At 32.8% G+C, this 17,928-nt stretch carries 23 protein-coding genes; 7 read left to right on the forward strand and 16 right to left on the reverse strand.

What is annotated here, in order from left to right; genetic code table 11:
- Positions 1-194 precede the first annotated feature (194 nt).
- Positions 195-665 carry a hypothetical protein gene (locus B7R65_RS02250; RefSeq protein ID WP_088041117.1) on the forward strand — a complete coding sequence of 157 codons (471 nt, stop codon included), beginning with the start codon at positions 195-197 and terminating at the stop codon, positions 663-665.
- A gap of 110 nt (positions 666-775) precedes the next feature.
- Here the strand turns inward: B7R65_RS02250 and B7R65_RS02255 are convergent, their stop codons facing one another.
- Positions 776-919 carry an imidazoleglycerol-phosphate dehydratase gene (locus B7R65_RS02255; RefSeq protein WP_088041118.1) on the reverse strand — a complete coding sequence of 48 codons (144 nt, stop codon included), beginning with the start codon at positions 917-919 and terminating at the stop codon, positions 776-778.
- Between the two features lie 112 nt (positions 920-1,031).
- Between B7R65_RS02255 and B7R65_RS21640 the strand changes: the two genes are divergently transcribed.
- From B7R65_RS21640 to B7R65_RS02280, 6 genes are all read left to right on the forward strand, one after another.
- Positions 1,032-1,166, forward strand: coding sequence for a hypothetical protein (locus B7R65_RS21640; protein ID WP_256941125.1), 135 nt, complete (start codon positions 1,032-1,034; stop codon positions 1,164-1,166).
- Positions 1,167-1,247: 81 nt separating this feature from the next.
- Positions 1,248-1,427 (forward strand): hypothetical protein, encoded by a 180-nt coding sequence (locus tag B7R65_RS02260; protein ID WP_088041119.1) that lies wholly within the window; start codon positions 1,248-1,250, stop codon positions 1,425-1,427.
- 1 nt (position 1,428) lies between these two features.
- Positions 1,429-1,626, forward strand: coding sequence for a YwbE family protein (locus B7R65_RS02265; RefSeq protein ID WP_088041120.1), 198 nt, complete (start codon positions 1,429-1,431; stop codon positions 1,624-1,626).
- Positions 1,627-1,813: 187 nt separating this feature from the next.
- The gene (locus tag B7R65_RS02270) at positions 1,814-2,740 is read left to right on the forward strand and encodes an AAA family ATPase (protein WP_088041121.1); all 927 of its coding nucleotides are present in this window, start codon (positions 1,814-1,816) and stop codon (positions 2,738-2,740) included.
- Positions 2,737-3,834, forward strand: a complete 1,098-nt coding sequence (locus B7R65_RS02275) for a DUF58 domain-containing protein (protein ID WP_088041122.1) — start codon at positions 2,737-2,739, stop codon at positions 3,832-3,834. Before B7R65_RS02270 ends, B7R65_RS02275 begins: the two co-directional genes overlap by 4 nt.
- A gap of 14 nt (positions 3,835-3,848) precedes the next feature.
- Positions 3,849-4,547, forward strand: a complete 699-nt coding sequence (locus B7R65_RS02280) for a hypothetical protein (protein WP_088041123.1) — start codon at positions 3,849-3,851, stop codon at positions 4,545-4,547.
- 83 nt (positions 4,548-4,630) lie between these two features.
- Here B7R65_RS02280 and hisJ read toward each other — a convergent pair whose 3' ends face one another.
- From hisJ to B7R65_RS02355, 15 genes are all read right to left on the reverse strand, one after another.
- Positions 4,631-5,449 (reverse strand): histidinol-phosphatase HisJ, encoded by an 819-nt coding sequence (hisJ, locus tag B7R65_RS02285; RefSeq protein ID WP_179194740.1) that lies wholly within the window; start codon positions 5,447-5,449, stop codon positions 4,631-4,633.
- On the reverse strand, positions 5,446-6,090 hold the full coding sequence (gene hisIE, locus B7R65_RS02290; RefSeq protein WP_088041125.1) for a bifunctional phosphoribosyl-AMP cyclohydrolase/phosphoribosyl-ATP diphosphatase HisIE: 645 nt from the start codon (positions 6,088-6,090) through the stop codon (positions 5,446-5,448). The genes hisJ and hisIE overlap by 4 nt, the downstream gene beginning before the upstream one ends.
- 11 nt (positions 6,091-6,101) lie before the next feature.
- Complete coding sequence (gene hisF / locus B7R65_RS02295) at positions 6,102-6,860, reverse strand: imidazole glycerol phosphate synthase subunit HisF (RefSeq protein ID WP_088041126.1); 759 nt, start codon at positions 6,858-6,860, stop codon at positions 6,102-6,104.
- The gene (gene hisA, locus B7R65_RS02300; RefSeq protein ID WP_088041127.1) at positions 6,830-7,561 is read right to left on the reverse strand and encodes a 1-(5-phosphoribosyl)-5-[(5-phosphoribosylamino)methylideneamino]imidazole-4-carboxamide isomerase; all 732 of its coding nucleotides are present in this window, start codon (positions 7,559-7,561) and stop codon (positions 6,830-6,832) included. The genes hisF and hisA overlap by 31 nt, the downstream gene beginning before the upstream one ends.
- On the reverse strand, positions 7,539-8,165 hold the full coding sequence (hisH, locus tag B7R65_RS02305; RefSeq protein WP_088041128.1) for an imidazole glycerol phosphate synthase subunit HisH: 627 nt from the start codon (positions 8,163-8,165) through the stop codon (positions 7,539-7,541). Before hisH ends, hisA begins: the two co-directional genes overlap by 23 nt.
- The gene (gene hisB, locus B7R65_RS02310) at positions 8,162-8,743 is read right to left on the reverse strand and encodes an imidazoleglycerol-phosphate dehydratase HisB (RefSeq protein WP_179194741.1); all 582 of its coding nucleotides are present in this window, start codon (positions 8,741-8,743) and stop codon (positions 8,162-8,164) included. Before hisB ends, hisH begins: the two co-directional genes overlap by 4 nt.
- A gap of 2 nt (positions 8,744-8,745) precedes the next feature.
- Complete coding sequence (gene hisD / locus B7R65_RS02315; RefSeq protein WP_088041130.1) at positions 8,746-10,029, reverse strand: histidinol dehydrogenase; 1,284 nt, start codon at positions 10,027-10,029, stop codon at positions 8,746-8,748.
- Complete coding sequence (hisG, locus tag B7R65_RS02320) at positions 10,013-10,651, reverse strand: ATP phosphoribosyltransferase (protein WP_088041131.1); 639 nt, start codon at positions 10,649-10,651, stop codon at positions 10,013-10,015. Before hisG ends, hisD begins: the two co-directional genes overlap by 17 nt.
- Positions 10,648-11,565, reverse strand: a complete 918-nt coding sequence (locus tag B7R65_RS02325; RefSeq protein ID WP_088041132.1) for an ATP phosphoribosyltransferase regulatory subunit — start codon at positions 11,563-11,565, stop codon at positions 10,648-10,650. The genes hisG and B7R65_RS02325 overlap by 4 nt, the downstream gene beginning before the upstream one ends.
- A gap of 439 nt (positions 11,566-12,004) precedes the next feature.
- Entirely contained in the window at positions 12,005-13,093 is a 1,089-nt protein-coding gene (gene hisC, locus B7R65_RS02330; RefSeq protein WP_088041133.1) for a histidinol-phosphate transaminase, read from the reverse strand.
- A gap of 362 nt (positions 13,094-13,455) precedes the next feature.
- Positions 13,456-14,607, reverse strand: coding sequence for a homogentisate 1,2-dioxygenase (locus B7R65_RS02335; protein WP_088041134.1), 1,152 nt, complete (start codon positions 14,605-14,607; stop codon positions 13,456-13,458).
- A 10-nt stretch (positions 14,608-14,617) separates the two neighbouring features.
- Positions 14,618-15,514, reverse strand: a complete 897-nt coding sequence (locus tag B7R65_RS02340) for a fumarylacetoacetate hydrolase family protein (RefSeq protein ID WP_088041135.1) — start codon at positions 15,512-15,514, stop codon at positions 14,618-14,620.
- A 4-nt stretch (positions 15,515-15,518) separates the two neighbouring features.
- On the reverse strand, positions 15,519-16,130 hold the full coding sequence (locus tag B7R65_RS02345) for a flavin reductase family protein (protein ID WP_088041136.1): 612 nt from the start codon (positions 16,128-16,130) through the stop codon (positions 15,519-15,521).
- Between the two features lie 12 nt (positions 16,131-16,142).
- On the reverse strand, positions 16,143-17,261 hold the full coding sequence (gene hppD / locus B7R65_RS02350; protein WP_088041137.1) for a 4-hydroxyphenylpyruvate dioxygenase: 1,119 nt from the start codon (positions 17,259-17,261) through the stop codon (positions 16,143-16,145).
- 336 nt (positions 17,262-17,597) lie between these two features.
- Entirely contained in the window at positions 17,598-17,927 is a 330-nt protein-coding gene (locus B7R65_RS02355) for a winged helix-turn-helix transcriptional regulator (protein WP_088041138.1), read from the reverse strand.
- Position 17,928 lies beyond the last annotated feature (1 nt).

Consider the following 17,928-nt stretch of genomic DNA (forward strand, 5'->3'; position numbering starts at 1 on the left):
CTTCTATGTATTGTATGTTAAAACTATTTCTAAGAATAAGTCGAAAGGATTGGTTCTCTTCTGTTCAGCAGTATTATTCTACCAAATTAAACTAAGCTGAAATATGACAATTAGATGTCTTTTTTAAGTCATTTTTGTTATATTTGTTACGTTACTTACAAAATATAGTAAATAAAAAATTATTTGGAGGCATTATGCTAACTTACGAACAAAAGCTTTCTATTATCGAATCTTTTCCTGAATTGACAAAAAAATCTGTTTCACTTGGACGAATTAATTTCCAATATGAAGAAAGTCTGAAAGAAAAAAAGAATGTTGTTTTCCACTTACATCCAAATGGCAATGGATTTGTTTATGCTGAAGGAATCAGAGGATATAAAACGAATGATAAAGGTATGGTAAATATAAGAGATTTCTCAGAAGAGGACCTACGTATTATTATTACTAAATCGATTGAAAACTTATCTACTGATTATACACCTTTCGTAGAAAATGATGAAGAAGTAGAAGAAATTTGGGCAAATAAAAGTGGACAAATTCTGAAGCTTATTTCTGAAATGGACATGTGGAATGTTTACGCTGGTGAAAACCTTGATGGAACATTTAATAGCTATGGTGAAGCAGCTGAATACTTAGATGAAGAAGGATTTTCGTTCAAAGAATAAGTTCAGCAAATATATTGATTTATTTAAAGCGCTTGTTTACAAGCGTTTTTTTGTTGATCATTTACTTACTTATTCCGAAATAAAAAACGCCCAAAATTGGACGTTTTCTATTAATGCAGTTCAGTTTTAGACTTACTTCCTTTTCTTGAGCGATAGTCATTTCCTTTAGAATTGTCCCCGCTTTGTGGTGGTTGTCCATGTAACTCAGGAGCATTTTGATTTTTGCTACCTTTACTTCCATTTTTACTAGTCATTTTTATCCTCCTAAAAACGATTATCATAAATAGATTCCCTTATAAATTAAAAGTTTATTCAAAAATAGGATTTCGAATTTAAGTACATAATACTTAAAAAGGAGGGGTTAAAATGGCAAAAGGACATACGAACAAAGGTCCTCAGAAAAGTTCTGTTGATCAATTCGGTCACTCTGAAGAATCTGCTTACTCTAAAAGTAAAAAAATGGAAGAATTTCATAAGAAAAATACTGAAAAAGAAGGATAAAATTTATTTAACCTATGGACTTGCTAATTTACCTTCAACAAGTCATTATTAAGGTATGATGAAATTGGAGGAACTCGAGTTATGACTGAAAAAAACGAACCAAAAAAAGTAAGTCTTCAGGACTTAATGAAACAAAAACTTGCAAGTAAAAAGCAACAACAATCGTCTAACAATACTGGCCTTAATTCAGTAAAAGATATGACGAAAAAAAATCAAATTGCGAAAAAGCCAAATAATCAACGTAAACGTATGGGAGTTTAAAATGGACGGTAAAATCCGTTCTAATGTAATAATTGGTGCAAAAGTTAATATTGTTTTAAAACAAGACCAGCGTTCTGGAAAATTAACAACTGGAATTGTAAAAGACATATTAACAAACTCCCCTTCACATCCACATGGCATCAAAGTTAGACTTCAAGATGGTCAAGTAGGACGAGTGAAAGATATAATTGGTAATTAAAAACGACTGTTTTAGAACAGTCGTTTTTTTATGTTCCAGATAAGTAATCGATTTGATTGTAACAAAATACTAACTCAAATTAGAAAGCCGTCACAAATTATACGAATATTCACAAATATATAGTAAATATTGTATAATTAAAAAATACAAATTTTTCCATATTATCAAAGAAAGTAAGGTGAGTTGTATGTCACTAGATAAAATCAAACAAAATATCTCAAATGTTCTTATTGGCCAAGAGCATGCAATTGATCTTTTAATGGTCGGATTAATTGCAAACGGACATATTTTACTGGAGGATGTTCCAGGAACTGGAAAAACAACACTTGCAAAAACTTTAGCAAAATCAATACATGCTGATTTTAAGCGTCTTCAATTCACGGCTGACACACTGCCTGGCGATGTAACTGGTCTTGAATATTTTGATCTAAAGGCCGCTGATTTCAAAACACGAAAAGGACCAATTTTTTCAAATATAGTCTTAGTTGATGAAATAAATCGAGCAGTGCCACGTACTCAGTCTGCATTACTTGAAGTTATGGAAGAACGAACAGTTACAATTGCAGGGGAAACCCACAAATTACCTGTCCCCTTCCTTGTACTTGCAACACAAAACCCATTAGAGTCAGCAGGTACTTTTCCTCTTCCTGATGCTCAATTAGATCGTTTTTTACTTACGATTCGTCAAGGATACCCATCATTACAACAAGAAAAAGACATGATTTTTCGTTTCAAAGAAAATAATCCGATTCAAGACTTGCAAAGTGTCATAAGTTGTGAAGAAATTCTTTTATATCAAGAAAATGCTAAAAAAGTGTCTATTCATGAAGATGTACTAAATTACATACTTCAAATTATTCATCTTACAAGAAATCATGAGCAAATTGAAATTGGTGTAAGTCCTCGTGGTACTTTAGCATTTACTAGGGCAATACAGGCACGTGCACTATTAAATGAACGAGATTATTGTACTCCAGAAGATGTACGCATATTGGCAATCCCTGTTTGTAGTCATCGGCTATCATTAACAATTGAAGGTGAAATGAAGACGACGAAACGTCTAATAATGAAAGAAATATTAGAATCTGTCTTTGCACCGGTTGAACAAATATGAAAAAAACTTATCAATACCATTTGATTGCACATCCATTTACGATTAGCTTATCGATTTGTTTAGCGATTTTATTTTCGATTTTCAGTCAATCAATCTATTATTTAGCTGCTTGTCTTTTTCATATATTACTTGTCACTTATTCACATTATTATGTAAGGAAATGTGAAATTCGCTGGGAAATTACTCAAAAGCAAGACCATTTGTTTACTGATGAAACGACTGATTGTTCGATAACTTTTCAAAACAAATCATCTTTAATGATTTATGAAGCATCATTTCAGTTTAATTCAGATGAAGAAATCGTATGGGAAAATAAAGGATTTATTCCAACTACACTAATCAAAAATTACTACAAACTTCCCTTTTCCTTAAAAAAGCAAGAAATTAAATCGTTTACATTCAATACAACTGTTCTAAAACGAGGAATATTCAGTTGGAATAATGCACATTTAGTTGTTAATGATCCACTGCGACTTATTACGATTCATTTCTTAAATATAGAGGGGCCTTACTTCCATGTCTATCCAAACTTGCGGAAAGTCCATCTTCCTGAAAGTTTGGAATATCAAGGTATTAGAAAAGCATTAGTCTCTCCTTTATATGATGAAACAAAATTAATTGGCGTAAAACGTTATGAAAGTGAAGATTTCCGATCAATACATTGGGGAGCAACAGCAAAAAATGGAGATTTAATGGCGAAAAAATATGATTTTACACAAAGTGATCGTTATGCAGTCTTTGTGAATTTAGCAGATCAAAAAGGGTTTTCTTTTCATCATAAGTGTGAAGAGTTAATCGAAATCGCTATTGGAACATGTAAACAGCTTACATCGCAGAACTGTTCATATGAAGTTTGGGTTAATCGTGAAACATCAAATGGTTTAACACACTTACCTTCTGGAAAAAACAGAAAACAATTACAATCGGCATTACAAATGTTCTCTTTATTTAAAGATAGTGACACACCAATTTCAAACGATTATTTTTATCGATATGGCTTTCGATATAAAATTCAAGATGCCATACCAATTGTGATTGGAATCCCACCACGAGAGTCTTCACGTAAAAATCAATGGGTTCAGATAACTGGTTAGAGAGGAAAAAAAAGATGGATTATACTAAAAGAATAAGCCGTACGATATTAATTGCCCTTTCCCTTTCTCTATTTTTATCTTTCGCACTTCTGTTTTGTAAGCAAATAATTCTCTCTACATACTTTGGTAAGATTGAATCAGATAATCCCCTCTCTGCTCTCTCTCTTTTTTATATTACTGATAATCATAAAGAAAGTAAGGGAAAAGAATTGTATAGCTGGGGAAATAATTCAGTAACAAATGAAAAAGGTTCAATTCAAAATAAGAAGGAAAAAGTACCAAATATCGATCGAAACTCATTTAGCTTTTCTACTATTACAAAAAATAAAACTAACGTTTCATTATTCGTTAGTCTCCTTCTATTATTGATCTTGATTATAATTATTTATTTTAAAAAGAAAAAGAAAAGAAATCTAAATGATAAAGCATTTAAAGAAACAAAACAGTCGCTCAGTTTTAAAAATTTATACAATAAGAAAACGCAACCAGTATTTCGTACTGATTATCCATTAGAAGAGATAAGAAAAGCCTTAATCAATTGGGAGATACAACTACCACCTTTTAATCAAAGAAAATCCCATGAAACGATTCAACAATGGTTTACTCGAATTGGTAAAAGCGACGAATTCATCCCAATCTATGAAAAAGTCAGATACGGGAATCATGAATTAAAAAATGAGGAGATTGAACTTGTAAAAAGATTTCTATACTAAGAAAAGGACTGAATCCAATATTTTTTGGTTTTGTCTACACAAGGAAAGGTCTTCTGTTGAAGACCTTTATTCTATTTATTTTGTTATACATTTTGTAAATACACATCATATCCTCGACTAATATCCTCTACACCATGCGAATCCGACCCATAAATTAGAGGGATTTTTAAAGATTTTGCATAATTAATTAAATGAGTTGGCGGATACGGTTCTTCGCACAAAGGCTTAAACAAGCCCGCCATATTATAATCTAATTCGTATTTATGTTGTTTTATACTATTTAGAATATCTTTTTGTATCGTAAAAATTTTTTCAGTTTCTTCACAATGTACTAACTGCTTAAACTTATTACATAGTGTCATATGCCCAATTCTCTTTGGTTTATATGGACCTAAATCATCAAAAATAGATTGTAGAACTAAGTTATAGTATGCTAGTTGGAATTTCTCAGTATGTCCAAAATCATTTACGATTCCTTCAAGCGTAGCTTCCGCTTTATAATCGACACAGTGCCAGCCATCATTTCCCTCTACATAATGAACACTCAAGATTCCTGTATCACAATATTGACCATATTCACCTAAAAAATGTTTTGTCCATTCGGTATGTTTAGGTAAATAATCTAATTCAAATCCAATTTTTATTTGAATCCTATCTTTGTATTTACTTCTAATTTGGTACATTTCTTTTAAGTAAAGATCTACTTCATCCTCTGACATTGCTATTGAATCTAGCGCATCTATAGGTTTTATTTGACTAGAAAAAGTTAATGGTATAGGTGAATGTTCTGTTATGTGATACTCATCAAAACCAAATTCTATTGCTTTTTCAATCATTTGTTCAACATGATCGCCACTACCATGTGGACAATATTGGGTGTGAGTATGACCATCTATTTTCAAGATTTAATTTTCTCCTTTCGATTGACTAAAGTATTTTTTATTTCCGTCAATGCAACACCTTTTTCTACCATTAATACGATCGCATGGTATACAAGATCGCTAATTTCATAAATTAACTCTTCCGTCCCTTCGTTTTTAGCAGCTATAATAACTTCACTGGACTCTTCACCTATTTTTTTTAAGATTTTATCGATTCCTTTATTAAATAAATAAGTAGTATAAGAGCCTTCAATAGGATTATTTTTTCGTTCGTTAATCGTTTCATATAAATCAATCAGTAAACTTTCATTTTTAACTGGCTGAATTTTTAGAGATGGATCCAAGTTTACTCCTTCTGTAAAACAACTCCATGTACCTGTATGACAAGCTACTCCTACTTGCTCGACTTGAAGTAAAATGGAATCCTGGTCACAATCATATGAAATCGATTTTACAGATTGAAAATGACCAGATGTCTCTCCTTTTTTCCAAATTGCTTGTCTGCTTCTACTGAAAAAAGTTGCAAATCCTGTTTCCAATGTCTGATTTATTGATTCTTCATTCATATAAGCTAGCATTAATACATCTTTCGTCTGAGTATCTTGAACAATTGCTGGTACTAATCCTTGCTCATTAAAGCGAATATTATTAATCTTAAACATTTGCTTCCCCCCTATAATCGAACTGGTACATTATTTCGCTTTAAATAGCTCTTTAAGTCTCGAATCGAAATTTCACCAAAATGAAAGACTGATGCTGCTAAAACTCCATCAACATTTGCTTTTGAAATTGCTTCATAAAAGTGGTCTAAACTGCCCGCTCCGCCTGATGCAATGACAGGAATGTTTACCGCTTTAGTAATATTTTGAAGTAATTCAATATCGTAGCCATTTTTCATGCCATCTTCATTGATACTATTAATAACAATCTCACCTGCACCTAACTCAACACCTTGAATAGCCCATTCAACTGCTTCCCAATCAGTCTCTTTGCGCCCACCATTTATATAGACTTTGTATTCACCTTTCAAATTTTTCTTTGCATCGATTGAAAGGACCACGCATTGACTTCCAAATCGGTTCGATGCCTCCTGAATTAGGTTAGGATTTGATAGCGCAGCAGAATTGATTGATACTTTATCTGCGCCATTTCGAAGCAATTTTGTAAAATCATCAATCGTTCTTACTCCTCCTCCCACACTAAAAGGAATACGAAGCTCTTTTGCTACCTCTGATACAAATTCCAAAGAAATATCTCTTTCCTCGTTTGAAGCTGTAATATCATAAAATACTAATTCATCGGCACCATTATCACTATAGTATTTTCCTAGTCTGGTAGGTGAATCTATATCTTTAATATGAGAAAATTGTTTCCCCTTAACAACTCTTCCATTCCGAACGTCTAAGCAAGGTATGATTCGTCTTGCAAGCATTGATTAGCCTCCTCTAATGAAAACCTTTTTTCATATAATGCTTTCCCTGAAATTGCTCCATATAAATTCAACAATTTTAAAGAGAGTAGGTCTTTAATCGAACTCACACCACCTGAAGCAATGATATTTAAACTTGTTTCATTACATAGTCTTTTATAAGCTTCAAAATTCGGACCACTTAACATTCCATCTTTCGAAATATCTGTATAAACGATCGTTTTCACACCAATTTGCTCGAGCAGTTTGCAAAATTCATAACTATTCTGATTTGTTGATTGTTCCCATCCATTTATGGCGACTAGACTGTTTTTAGCATCAACACCAACAATAATACGATCACCGTATCTGGAAACTGCACTTTCTACTAACTTTATATTTTCGATGGCAATTGTCCCAAGAATTACCCTTTTAATCCCTAATTCCAGCCAAAATGAAATCGATTCAAACGTTCGAATTCCGCCACCTAAGTGAACGTCTAAATTTGTATTTTCAATTATTTCTTGAACAATTGATGCATTTTTTCGCTCTCCGGTTCTAGCTCCATCTAGATCTACAATATGGATTACCTTTGAGCCAGATCTTTCAAATTCAATTGCAACATCAACAGGCGATTCATTATATACTTCAAGTTTATTAAAATTTCCTTGTTCAAGTCGTACACACTTACCATCCTTCAAATCAATTGCTGGAAATAGAATCATAAATACACAACTCCTTATAAGCTTTTAATAAATTTAATCCTGTTTCGGAGCTTTTTTCTGGATGAAATTGCATTCCATAAATATTTTCTTTCTTTACGATTCCAGGAATTTTCACACCGTATTGGCTATATGCAATTAATTCAGCATTTGTTGAACTAACATAAAAAGAGTGGACAAAATACACATATTCTTCTTCAGTAACATATTTCAATATTTTTTCATCTGATTGAAAATATAATTTGTTCCAGCCCATATGTGGTACTTTCACATTTTCTGGTATTTGTTTTATAACTCCATCTATAATCCCTAAACCTCGATGATCTCCTCCTTCTTCACTAAATTCATATAATAATTGCATCCCTAAGCAAATTCCCAAAAACGGTGTTCCAATTTTAGCCTTACTTATAAGCAACTCTACTAAATTAAGACGTTGCAATTCATCCATGGCCGCTTTAAATGCACCGACTCCGGGTAGAATAATAGAAGTAGCTTCTTTAATTTGTTCAAGATCATTACTCACAATGACAGGGAACCCGATTTCTTCAAATGCTCTTTTCAACGAATCTAAATTACCCACTCCGTAATCTATGATTATATTTTTCATGAAAGTGTCCCCTTCGTTGAAGGTAATTTTGTAGAACTTACTTTGATCGCCTCTTTTACCGACCTTCCAAATGCTTTAAATAAAGCTTCAATTTTATGGTGGTCATTTTCACCATAGAGTACTTCCATATGTAAGTTCATTTTTGCTTCTGAACTTAGTGCTTTAAAAAACTCTTTAAAATTTTGCGTATCTATTTTTCCAATTCGATCTCTAATTGTTCGATCATTATATATAAGAAACGGTCTTCCACTAAAATCAACGACGACTCTTGCTAACGTCTCGTCCATTGGAATATAACTTGAACCATAGCGATTAATACCAATTTTATTTCCTAAAGCTTCATATAACGCTTTCCCTAAAGCTATTCCTATATCTTCAGTCGTATGATGATCATCTACTTCTAAGTCTCCATCGCAATTAATTTCTAGATTAATTCCACTATGAAATGCAAATAATGTAAGCATATGATCTAAAAAACCAATACCGGTTTGTATGGTACTTTCTCCATTCCCATCCAAATTTAAATCTAATGAAATTTTAGTTTCATACGTTTCTCTCAATATAGTAGAAATTCTCAAAATCATTCCTCCTCAAAACGAATACTTATCGCTTTTTTATGTCCAAAAAGCCCTTCTTCAGCAGCAATCATTTCGATATGGTTCCTAGCTTTTTTTAAGGCTTCCTTACTGTAATACACCACGGACGTTTTCTTTTGGAAATCACAAACTGTTAGTGGTGAGGTAAATCTTGCAGTACCACTTGTTGGTAATGTATGATTCGTACCTGCGTAATAATCTCCAACTGGCTCTGGCGTATAGTCTCCTAAAAAAATGGCTCCTGCATGTTTTATTTTAGAGACATATTTGTTTGGATTAGTTAACATAATTTCAACATGCTCAGGAGCCAATTTATTTACAATGTCAATGCCCTCATTCATATTTTCGACCACTAGGATTGCTCCATATTGCTGAAATGAACTTCGGATGATTTCTTTTCTTGGTTGAAGACTTATTAAGTTTTCTGCTTCTAATTGAATTTTCTTTGCTAATTCCATTGAATTTGTTACAACTATACTAGATGCCATTTCATCATGTTCGGCTTGTGCCATTAGATCTGCAACAATATATCTCGGATTTGCCATTTCATCTGCCAAAATGACGACTTCCGTCGGACCAGCAACCATATCAATGCCAACTATTCCTGAAACACTTTTTTTAGCAATAGCTACATAAATATTACCGGGACCAACTATTTTATCTACTTTTTGAATTGATTCAGTACCAAATGCTAATGCTCCAATTGCCTGTGCACCACCTATTTTTAATACTTTTGTAGCACCTGCCAATTTTGCAGCGACTAGTATTGAACTTTTTACCTTTCCTTCTTTATTTGGTGGAGTAACAATGACAATTTCCTTCACCCCGGCAATTTTCGCTGGAATTACATTCATTAATACGGTAGAAGGATAAGCTGCTTTGCCCCCGGGAATATACACTCCAGCTCTTTCAATTGGATGAACTATTTGTTCAATAAATGAATACTCATCTTCAATTTTGTATCCCTTTTGAATCTGTCTTTCATGATAAATTTCTATATTTTTCTTAGCCGTCATTAAAGCATAAATTAACTCATCATCTGTTTGTTCCTTCGCTTCTTTAAACTCAGCTTCACTTACTTCAAAGTTTTCTAATTTCACTTGATCAAATAAAAATGAATAATGTCGTATGGCTGTGTCACCTTGAACTTTTACATTTGCTAATATATTTTCAACTTTTCTAGCGATTTCCTCGGTTGATAATGTATTCCGTTCAAGGATATGACTTAGTTTTTGACTTTGCTGATTAATTTCAATAATTTCTAGCATATGCACTCTTTCCTTTCTTAACGTCATCTAGAAACTGTTGAATCCTTCCATAATGAAAGCGATAACTAACTCGATTTGATACCACTCTTGCACTAATTGGAATCATTTCTTCTAAAATTACTAGACCATTTGCTTTTAATGTACTTCCTGTCTCAACTAAATCAACTATAATATGTGAAAGTCCAACAATCGGAGCTAATTCAACTGATCCATTTAAATGAATAAGTTCTATTTTCTGCCTATCCTGGAAGTATTTCATTGTGATATTAGGGTATTTAGTGGCAATTCTTAATGGCTCTTCTCGATCAATTACTGTATTAGGAAAACCAGCTGCTGCAAAAATGCATTTTCCAAGCTCTAAATCCATCAGTTCATACACATCTTTTTCTTGTTCAAGTAGAATATCTTTTCCGGCAATACCTAGATCTGCGACTCCCCGTTCAACATATGTAGCTACGTCGACTGGTTTAACAACTAAATATTTAATTTTATTAATTTCATCTTCAAAAATTAACTTTCTTGAATTCGATTCGATGATTTGAGCGTGACCAGCTATTTTTAAAATTTTTACTACCTCTTCTTCTAATCTACCTTTTGCAACTGCAATCGTAATCCAACTCATTTCACTACTCCCATCTGACATGATATCCACGCATTAGTGTCGATTGAAAAACCAACTGCATCCATTCTTTTTTCCGAATCTTCTGATATTAAAACGTAGCGTCCGCCACTTAATACTTCCTTGTTTAATTCGTTATAATATCCTTTAAATACAATTCCATTATAGTAATCAAGTTCATTAATGATCGAGCAGTCTATATGAATACTTGGGCTAATTTCTTGTAATCGGATAATCTTTTGAACCGCTTCTTCCATTTGTTCATTTAAAATACAACTTCTAAGTAAGGCGTTTAATTGATCTCCTTTTCCTTGTAAGTTAAATATTTGAGTAAATATATGTTTAACTTTTGATGAAAGTTCAAAAGTTGAAATCATTTGATTTAATTCATCTTTATTTTTTAAATAAAGAAGTCTTTTTATATCTACTTTCTGTATTTCTGAAATAGGACATTCCCTCAATAACCCTTCTATAAAATCGGTATGCCCAATTTCTAAAATAAACGGATTTGTACTTAACAAATCAATTGCCATTACAATCAGTTCTATTTCAGTTATCTCATTTATATCACCTAAATTTTCTATGCCAAATTGGTTAATTTCTTGAATTTCAAATCGTTTGTTTCTGTAAATTGTTGACTGATAAAAGACTTTACATTTCCCTTCATTTAATGCGATAGGGTAAATTTCTTTCATTAAAGCACTCGTTATATCAGGCCGTAATAATAATATTTGCTGTTTACCTGTTAAAAATAAAACTAATTCCTCACGTGTTATTCGAGGATTTCGACTTGAAAATGAATCATGTTCTTCAAATAAAGGAGGATGAAATGGAATATAACCTCTCTCGATCACATAATCTTCCATTTTTCTTTTATACTGATATCGTTTAAAAGATAGCTTCAATTTTTCATCCACCTTGACTCACTCCTTATGTAAATTTTTATTAAACATCATTTTTTAAATGTAATGCGAATCTTTCCCTTACCCCAATAAGAAATGGAATATAAAATAAAAAGGCCATACAGGATAATGCCTGCATGGCCTTTTGGCACGACACAAGCACCTTTTTCGTAACACGAAGAGGGCTTGCATCTACGGTCAATTTTTGTCCATAGATTCAACCCCTGGGTGGATGATGATGTTGTAACCCATTAATCGTGCGTGCGAAATTCATGTTTATGTCTCCTTACTTTTTCATTTTTTACCATATTATAGAAATAATTTTTACTTGTCAATGCTTTTCAAAAAAATAAACTTAGAAAGGGTTTACATTAGTATTTTTTAATTTTTAAATTTCTTTTATTGTATTGAACAAAAAAAAATCGTCAATTTTTTCAATTGACGATTTTTTTATTTAACCATTATTTATTGCGGTGTTATTTTTTAAAACAGATTTCAACTGTAAAATTAACCCTTCATTTTCCGCAGCAGTTCCGATTGTAATTCGAATTCCTGTTGGGAATGCACGTATAATGTATCCCTTTGATTCAAGTTCAGTAAAAATTTCTTGGCTATTAGAAACCGGCACAAAAATAAAATTAGCTTGTGAAGGATAGTATTCAATTCCATAAGCATCAAAAAACGATGTATATTGTTCCATACCCTTTTTATTTTGTGCTACACAGTTTTTAATAAATACTTGATCCTCAAGTGATGCAATTGCAGCTACTTGTGCAACCATTGATGTATTAAATGGTAATCTAGCAATATTTAATTCTTGAATAAGCTTACTGTTCGCAATTCCATATCCAATTCGGAATGAAGCTAATCCATAAGCTTTTGAGAATGTTCGTAAAACAATCAAGTTTTCATATTTGTTCATTAATGAAATTGTATCAGGGTAATCTGATGCAGAAACATATTCAAAATAAGCTTCATCCACAACGACAAATGTTGAACTTGGGACCTTCTCTAAAAATGCCGAAAGCAGACGTGTATTAACATATGTACCTGTTGGATTATTTGGATTACAGATCCAAACGATTTTCGTATTTTTATCTACAGCATTAAGCATACCATCTAAATCATGCACACCATTTACTAAAGGAACACTTCTAACCTCTGATCCTTCGATAACCGCATGGTGCGAATATTGTGAAAATGTTTGCGATGCTTGTACAATATTATGATCCTTTGTTAGTAGTGATCTACTAATTAATTGAATAATTTCATCAGCACCACTTCCGAAAATTAATTGATTCGGCTCAATGTTTAAAAACTTCGCTAGTTTTCCACTTATCTCTTCTGTTGCTCCATCAGGATAAATTGCGAATTTACTTACTACATTTCTTAATTCTTCAAATACTTTAGGAGAACAACCAAACGGATTTTCATTTGACGCAAGTTTTACAACCTTATCGAGACCATATTCTCTCATGACAACTTCACTAGGTTTTCCAGGCTTATACGCTTGAAGTGTCAAAATTTGCGGTTTTACATACATGCAACTATCTCCTTTTCTTATTCAAATTTTGTATAATGTTGCTAGTTTATCACACTACTTACATATTTTTCTAGTATTAAATTGCATGGTTGTTTTAAAAGTCTAGTTCAATTTCTCGCTATTCGTGGTCATGCCACTACCCTATTGGTAAAATAATAACCTGTATCGGTCTTATCTATACATGTTTAGCTCCATGAACTAGCTATTCAGTCATATTCCATTTACCATGAATTGAAATTTTCCACTTCGTTTAGTTGAAGTAAACATTCCTTTAAAAGCTGAACCAGTTCACTCCATATTACCGATTGCAAGAGCTGATCATCCACTTCTATATTTCAAATAAAAAGTAGAATCGATTGACTCTACTTTTCTATCCAACTACTCATATATCCTTCATCTTCAAAAGCTTGTGCATCCTTGATAACATACAGTGGTCTAAATGTATCGATCATAACTGCCAACTCAAGTGTTTCTTTCTTGCCGATACTTCCCTCAACTTTTCCAGGATGTGGACCGTGTGGAATACCAGAAGGATGAAGTGTCATTGATTCTTGCTCTATACCTTTTCGGCTCATAAAATTACCTTCAACATAATAAAGAACTTCATCACTGTTTACATTGCTATGAACATATGGAGCTGGAATCGCTTCTGGGTGGTAGTCATACATTCTAGGAACAAATGAACAGACAACAAAGTTGTGACCTTCAAAAGTTTGATGAACTGGTGGTGGCTGATGTATTCGACCTGTGATCGGCTCGAAATCCTCGATATTAAATGCCCAAGGATATAAATATCCATCCCAACCTACAACATCAAATGGATGATGAGTTAGTACATGTTTATATAGATTTCCTCGAGCTCTCGTTAACACTGTGAATTCACCTTTTTCATCAAAGGTTTCTAATGTTTCAGGACCTCTAAAATCACGTTCACAAAATGGGCTATGTTCGAGCATTTGACCATATTCATTACGATATCGTTTAGGTGTCGTAAGTTGGCTATTCGCTTCTACAATTAATAGCTTAGTATCTGCACTTGGAACAACTTTATAAATCGTTCCTATTGGAATCATAATGTAATCGCCTTTACGGTAAGGAATTGTACCAAACATCGTTTGAACTTCACCAGATCCATAATGGACAAAGAACATTTCGTCTCCTTCACCATTACGATAAAAATGTTGGCTTTCTTCCGTAACATTCGCAACTGCAATTAATAAATCAGAGTTTCCTAAAATATATACTCTTCCTTCTAATGCATCACCAGTTTTCTCAATATTCTTTGTACGAATATGACGATGATGTAAAGAAGTTTGTTCTTCAAATTCAATTTGAATTGTTTTATAAAATGAAGTTTCACCTACAGATGTTGGCATATGATTATGATACAGAATTGACTGAGTACCTGAAAATCCCTTCGTACCCATTACCTGTTCCCTATATAATGAACCATCTTCTTTTCTAAATTGAATATGTCTTTTTCTTGGAATTTTGCCTAATTGTCTATAGTACAAATGCTTCCCCTCACTTTCTGACAATATTTCTTAATGTACCTAAACCAGTGATACTTAGCTCTACCTCATCCCCATCTTCTAACCATCTATGCACTTCTTCACCTAATTCTAAAATGCATCCAGTCCCAACTGTACCAGAACCAATCACATCACCAGGATATAAAGTAACATTTTTAGACGCATGTGAAATTAGCTGTGCAAATGAATAGTAAATTGAAGACAGATTACCACTGGAAATTACATTGCCATTTACAGTAGCTGTCATCGTTAGGTCATAGCTCTTATCCGTTTTAAATTGTTCTAATTCATCCTTTGTGACAATCCAAGGTCCTATTGATGTTGCAAAATCCTTGCCTTTCGATGGACCTAACCCAACTTTCATTTCATGAGCCTGAATATCTCTTGCACTCCAGTCATTCATAATTGTGTAGCCAAGGATATAGTCTTCTGCTTCTTCAACTGAAAGGTTAGTGCCTTCCTTTCCGATCACACAAGCGATTTCTAACTCATAATCCATTCGCAAACAATTTTCTGGAATTTGCACTTGATCTTCTGGTCCTATAACCGCGCGATGATTCGTAAAATAGAAAACTGGAACTTCATACCACTCAGGAATAATCTCTAACCCTCTTCTTCCTCGTGCAGTTTTCACATGCTCTTCAAATGCATAAAAGTCGCGAATACTTGAAGGCCTTGGAAGAGGAGCTCGCAATTGAACAGAAGAAAGTGGAATACCTTCTCCTGTAAGTTCAACCAATTCATTTTTATAAACTTCATAGTTTTCTAGAACAGAAAGTAAATCAGTAGGTATCTTTCCATTACTAGATTCATTCAAATCAATTACCTTATCTTCTTTTAAAATTCCTGACCGCTCTTTACCATCATATAAATACGTAATGAATTTCATGCAATCACCTTTTTCTTTCTATTGCAAAAGTATCTGAAATAGCACGTGAATATGAGTGTCCAGCTAAACGTCCAACAGGATTAAGTTTTTCTGTATCAATTTTGCCATTTTCATATAACTCATCATTAATATGAACATTTACAACTTTTCCAATTACTAGGCTTCCAGCACCTTTGTTTTCTCCAAAATGTAAAAGTTCATGTAATTCGCATTCAAGTCCTACTAAACTCTCTTTTACACGAGGTATTTTTATAGTTGTACCTTCCACTTTTGTTAGTCCAACTTGTTCAAATTCATCTACACCATGAGGAAAATCAGCAGCAGCATTATTCACTTGCTCACAGATCTCTTCACTTACGATATTAATAATGAATTTTTTCGTACTCTCGATATTTTTTAAAGTATCCTTTTTTTCACCATCTGTCCCTCGTATCATTGGAGCAAAACATACGAGCATTGGATCTGCACAAATCGCTGTAAAGAAACTAAAAGGTGCAACATTCGCTACACCTTCGTTATTAACAGTTGAAACAAATGCAATTGGACGAGGTAACACTGAACCAATTAATAGCTTATAAGCATCTTGCCATGGTAAAGTATCCGGTCTAATTTCCACTGCTACAACCCCTTATAGATTTCCTCGCAATGCTTGTTCACGCTCAATTGATTCAAATAGTGCTTTAAAGTTTCCATCACCGAACCCTTTTGCACCTTTACGTTGAATGATTTCAATAAATAATGTAGGACGATCTACGATTGGTCGAGTAAATATTTGTAATAAATACCCTTCATCGTCGCGGTCAACTAAAATCTTTAACTCTCTTAATTTCTCAATATCTTCATCTATTTTTCCTACACGTTCAGTTAACATATCATAATAAGTATCTGGCGTTTTTAAGAATTCAACACCTAATGCTCTAAGTTTACCTACTGTATCAACGATGTCTTCTGTTAAAAGAGCTAAATGTTGTACACCAGGTCCATTATTGTAATCTAAATACTCTTGAATTTGTGATTTGCGTTTTCCTTCAGCAGGTTCATTGATTGGGAATTTAATGCGACTTCCATTCGTCATAACTTTAGACATTAATGCAGAATATTCCGTACTGATGTCATCATCATCAAAATGAATCATTGATTGGAATCCCATTACATTTTCGTAGTAATTTACCCATTCTTCCATTTTTTCAACATTTCCTACTACATGGTCTACTGCGATTAAGCCTGTTTCATTTACTGGAATTGTAAACGATTTGTCTACGTATCCTGGTAAAAATACACCTTTATAGTCTTTTTTCTCAATTAATGTATGAATTGTATCCCCATAAGTACCAATAACAGCCTTTTTAACTGTTCCATACTCATCACTTATTTCAGTAGGTGGTAAAATCTTAATTGCTCCGCGACTCACTGCACCTTGGTATGCCTTCTCAATATCATCAACTAATAACGAAATATCTTTAACTCCATCGCCATGTTTTTTTACGAACTCAGCAATTTTAGAATCTTCTTTTAAAGCTCCAGTAATAACAAGACGGATGCTGCCGTTTTTTAATACGTAAGAAACTTTGTCACGAACCTTTGTTTCTAATCCTGAATAAGCGATTGGCGTAAATCCAAAAGTATTCGCAAAAAAATAAGCAGTTTGTTTAGCATTTCCTACATATAATTCTAAATGATGCACTTCTTGAACAGGAAAGATATCATAACTATTATTTGCTTGTTTTGTTAATTCATTTTGTTTCATTTCAATTTCCTCCTATAAAATACGATATTTGTGAAGAAAAAAACTATGTAAAAACATTAAGTAAACGCTTACAAAACAAAAAAACTACATCATAAAAAATCGATAACTTTTGCATGACTTGTAGTCAAGAAATTCATTTAGTATTATATGGACATTCCTCCCTTTTCGAACAAACAACCTTTACTACTATATGAAAAATAACATAAATTGATGATACCCATTTATAAATTAATAGTAGTACCTAGTTAAAGGATTTCTACAACTTTTTTAGAATTCCTCCCAAAAAAAAATAATTTATCGAAATTTCTGTCGTTTCTAAATTTTTAGTTACTTATTTTACTCATTTATTTCGTTTCTTTTCTTATTAATATGCTGACCACCCCAAGCACATAAAGCATCTAAAATGGGTTTCATAGATTTTCCGTATTCATTTAATTCATATTCTACTTTTGGTGGTATTTGATCATATGTTAATCGATTAATTAATCCATCCGCTTCTAGCTCTCTTAGTTGCTGAGTTAACATTTTTTGAGTAATCTTTGGCATTAATTTTCTTAATTCATTGGTTCTCTTCTTCCCCGTCTCTAAATGACAAAGTATAATACATTTCCATTTGCCACCGATTACATCGATAGCAGCTTCAATCGGCATATTATAATCTTTCATA

Source organism: Bacillus sp. EAC (genome assembly GCF_002156875.1).
In the GTDB taxonomy this organism is placed as follows: domain Bacteria; phylum Bacillota; class Bacilli; order Bacillales; family Bacillaceae_G; genus Gottfriedia.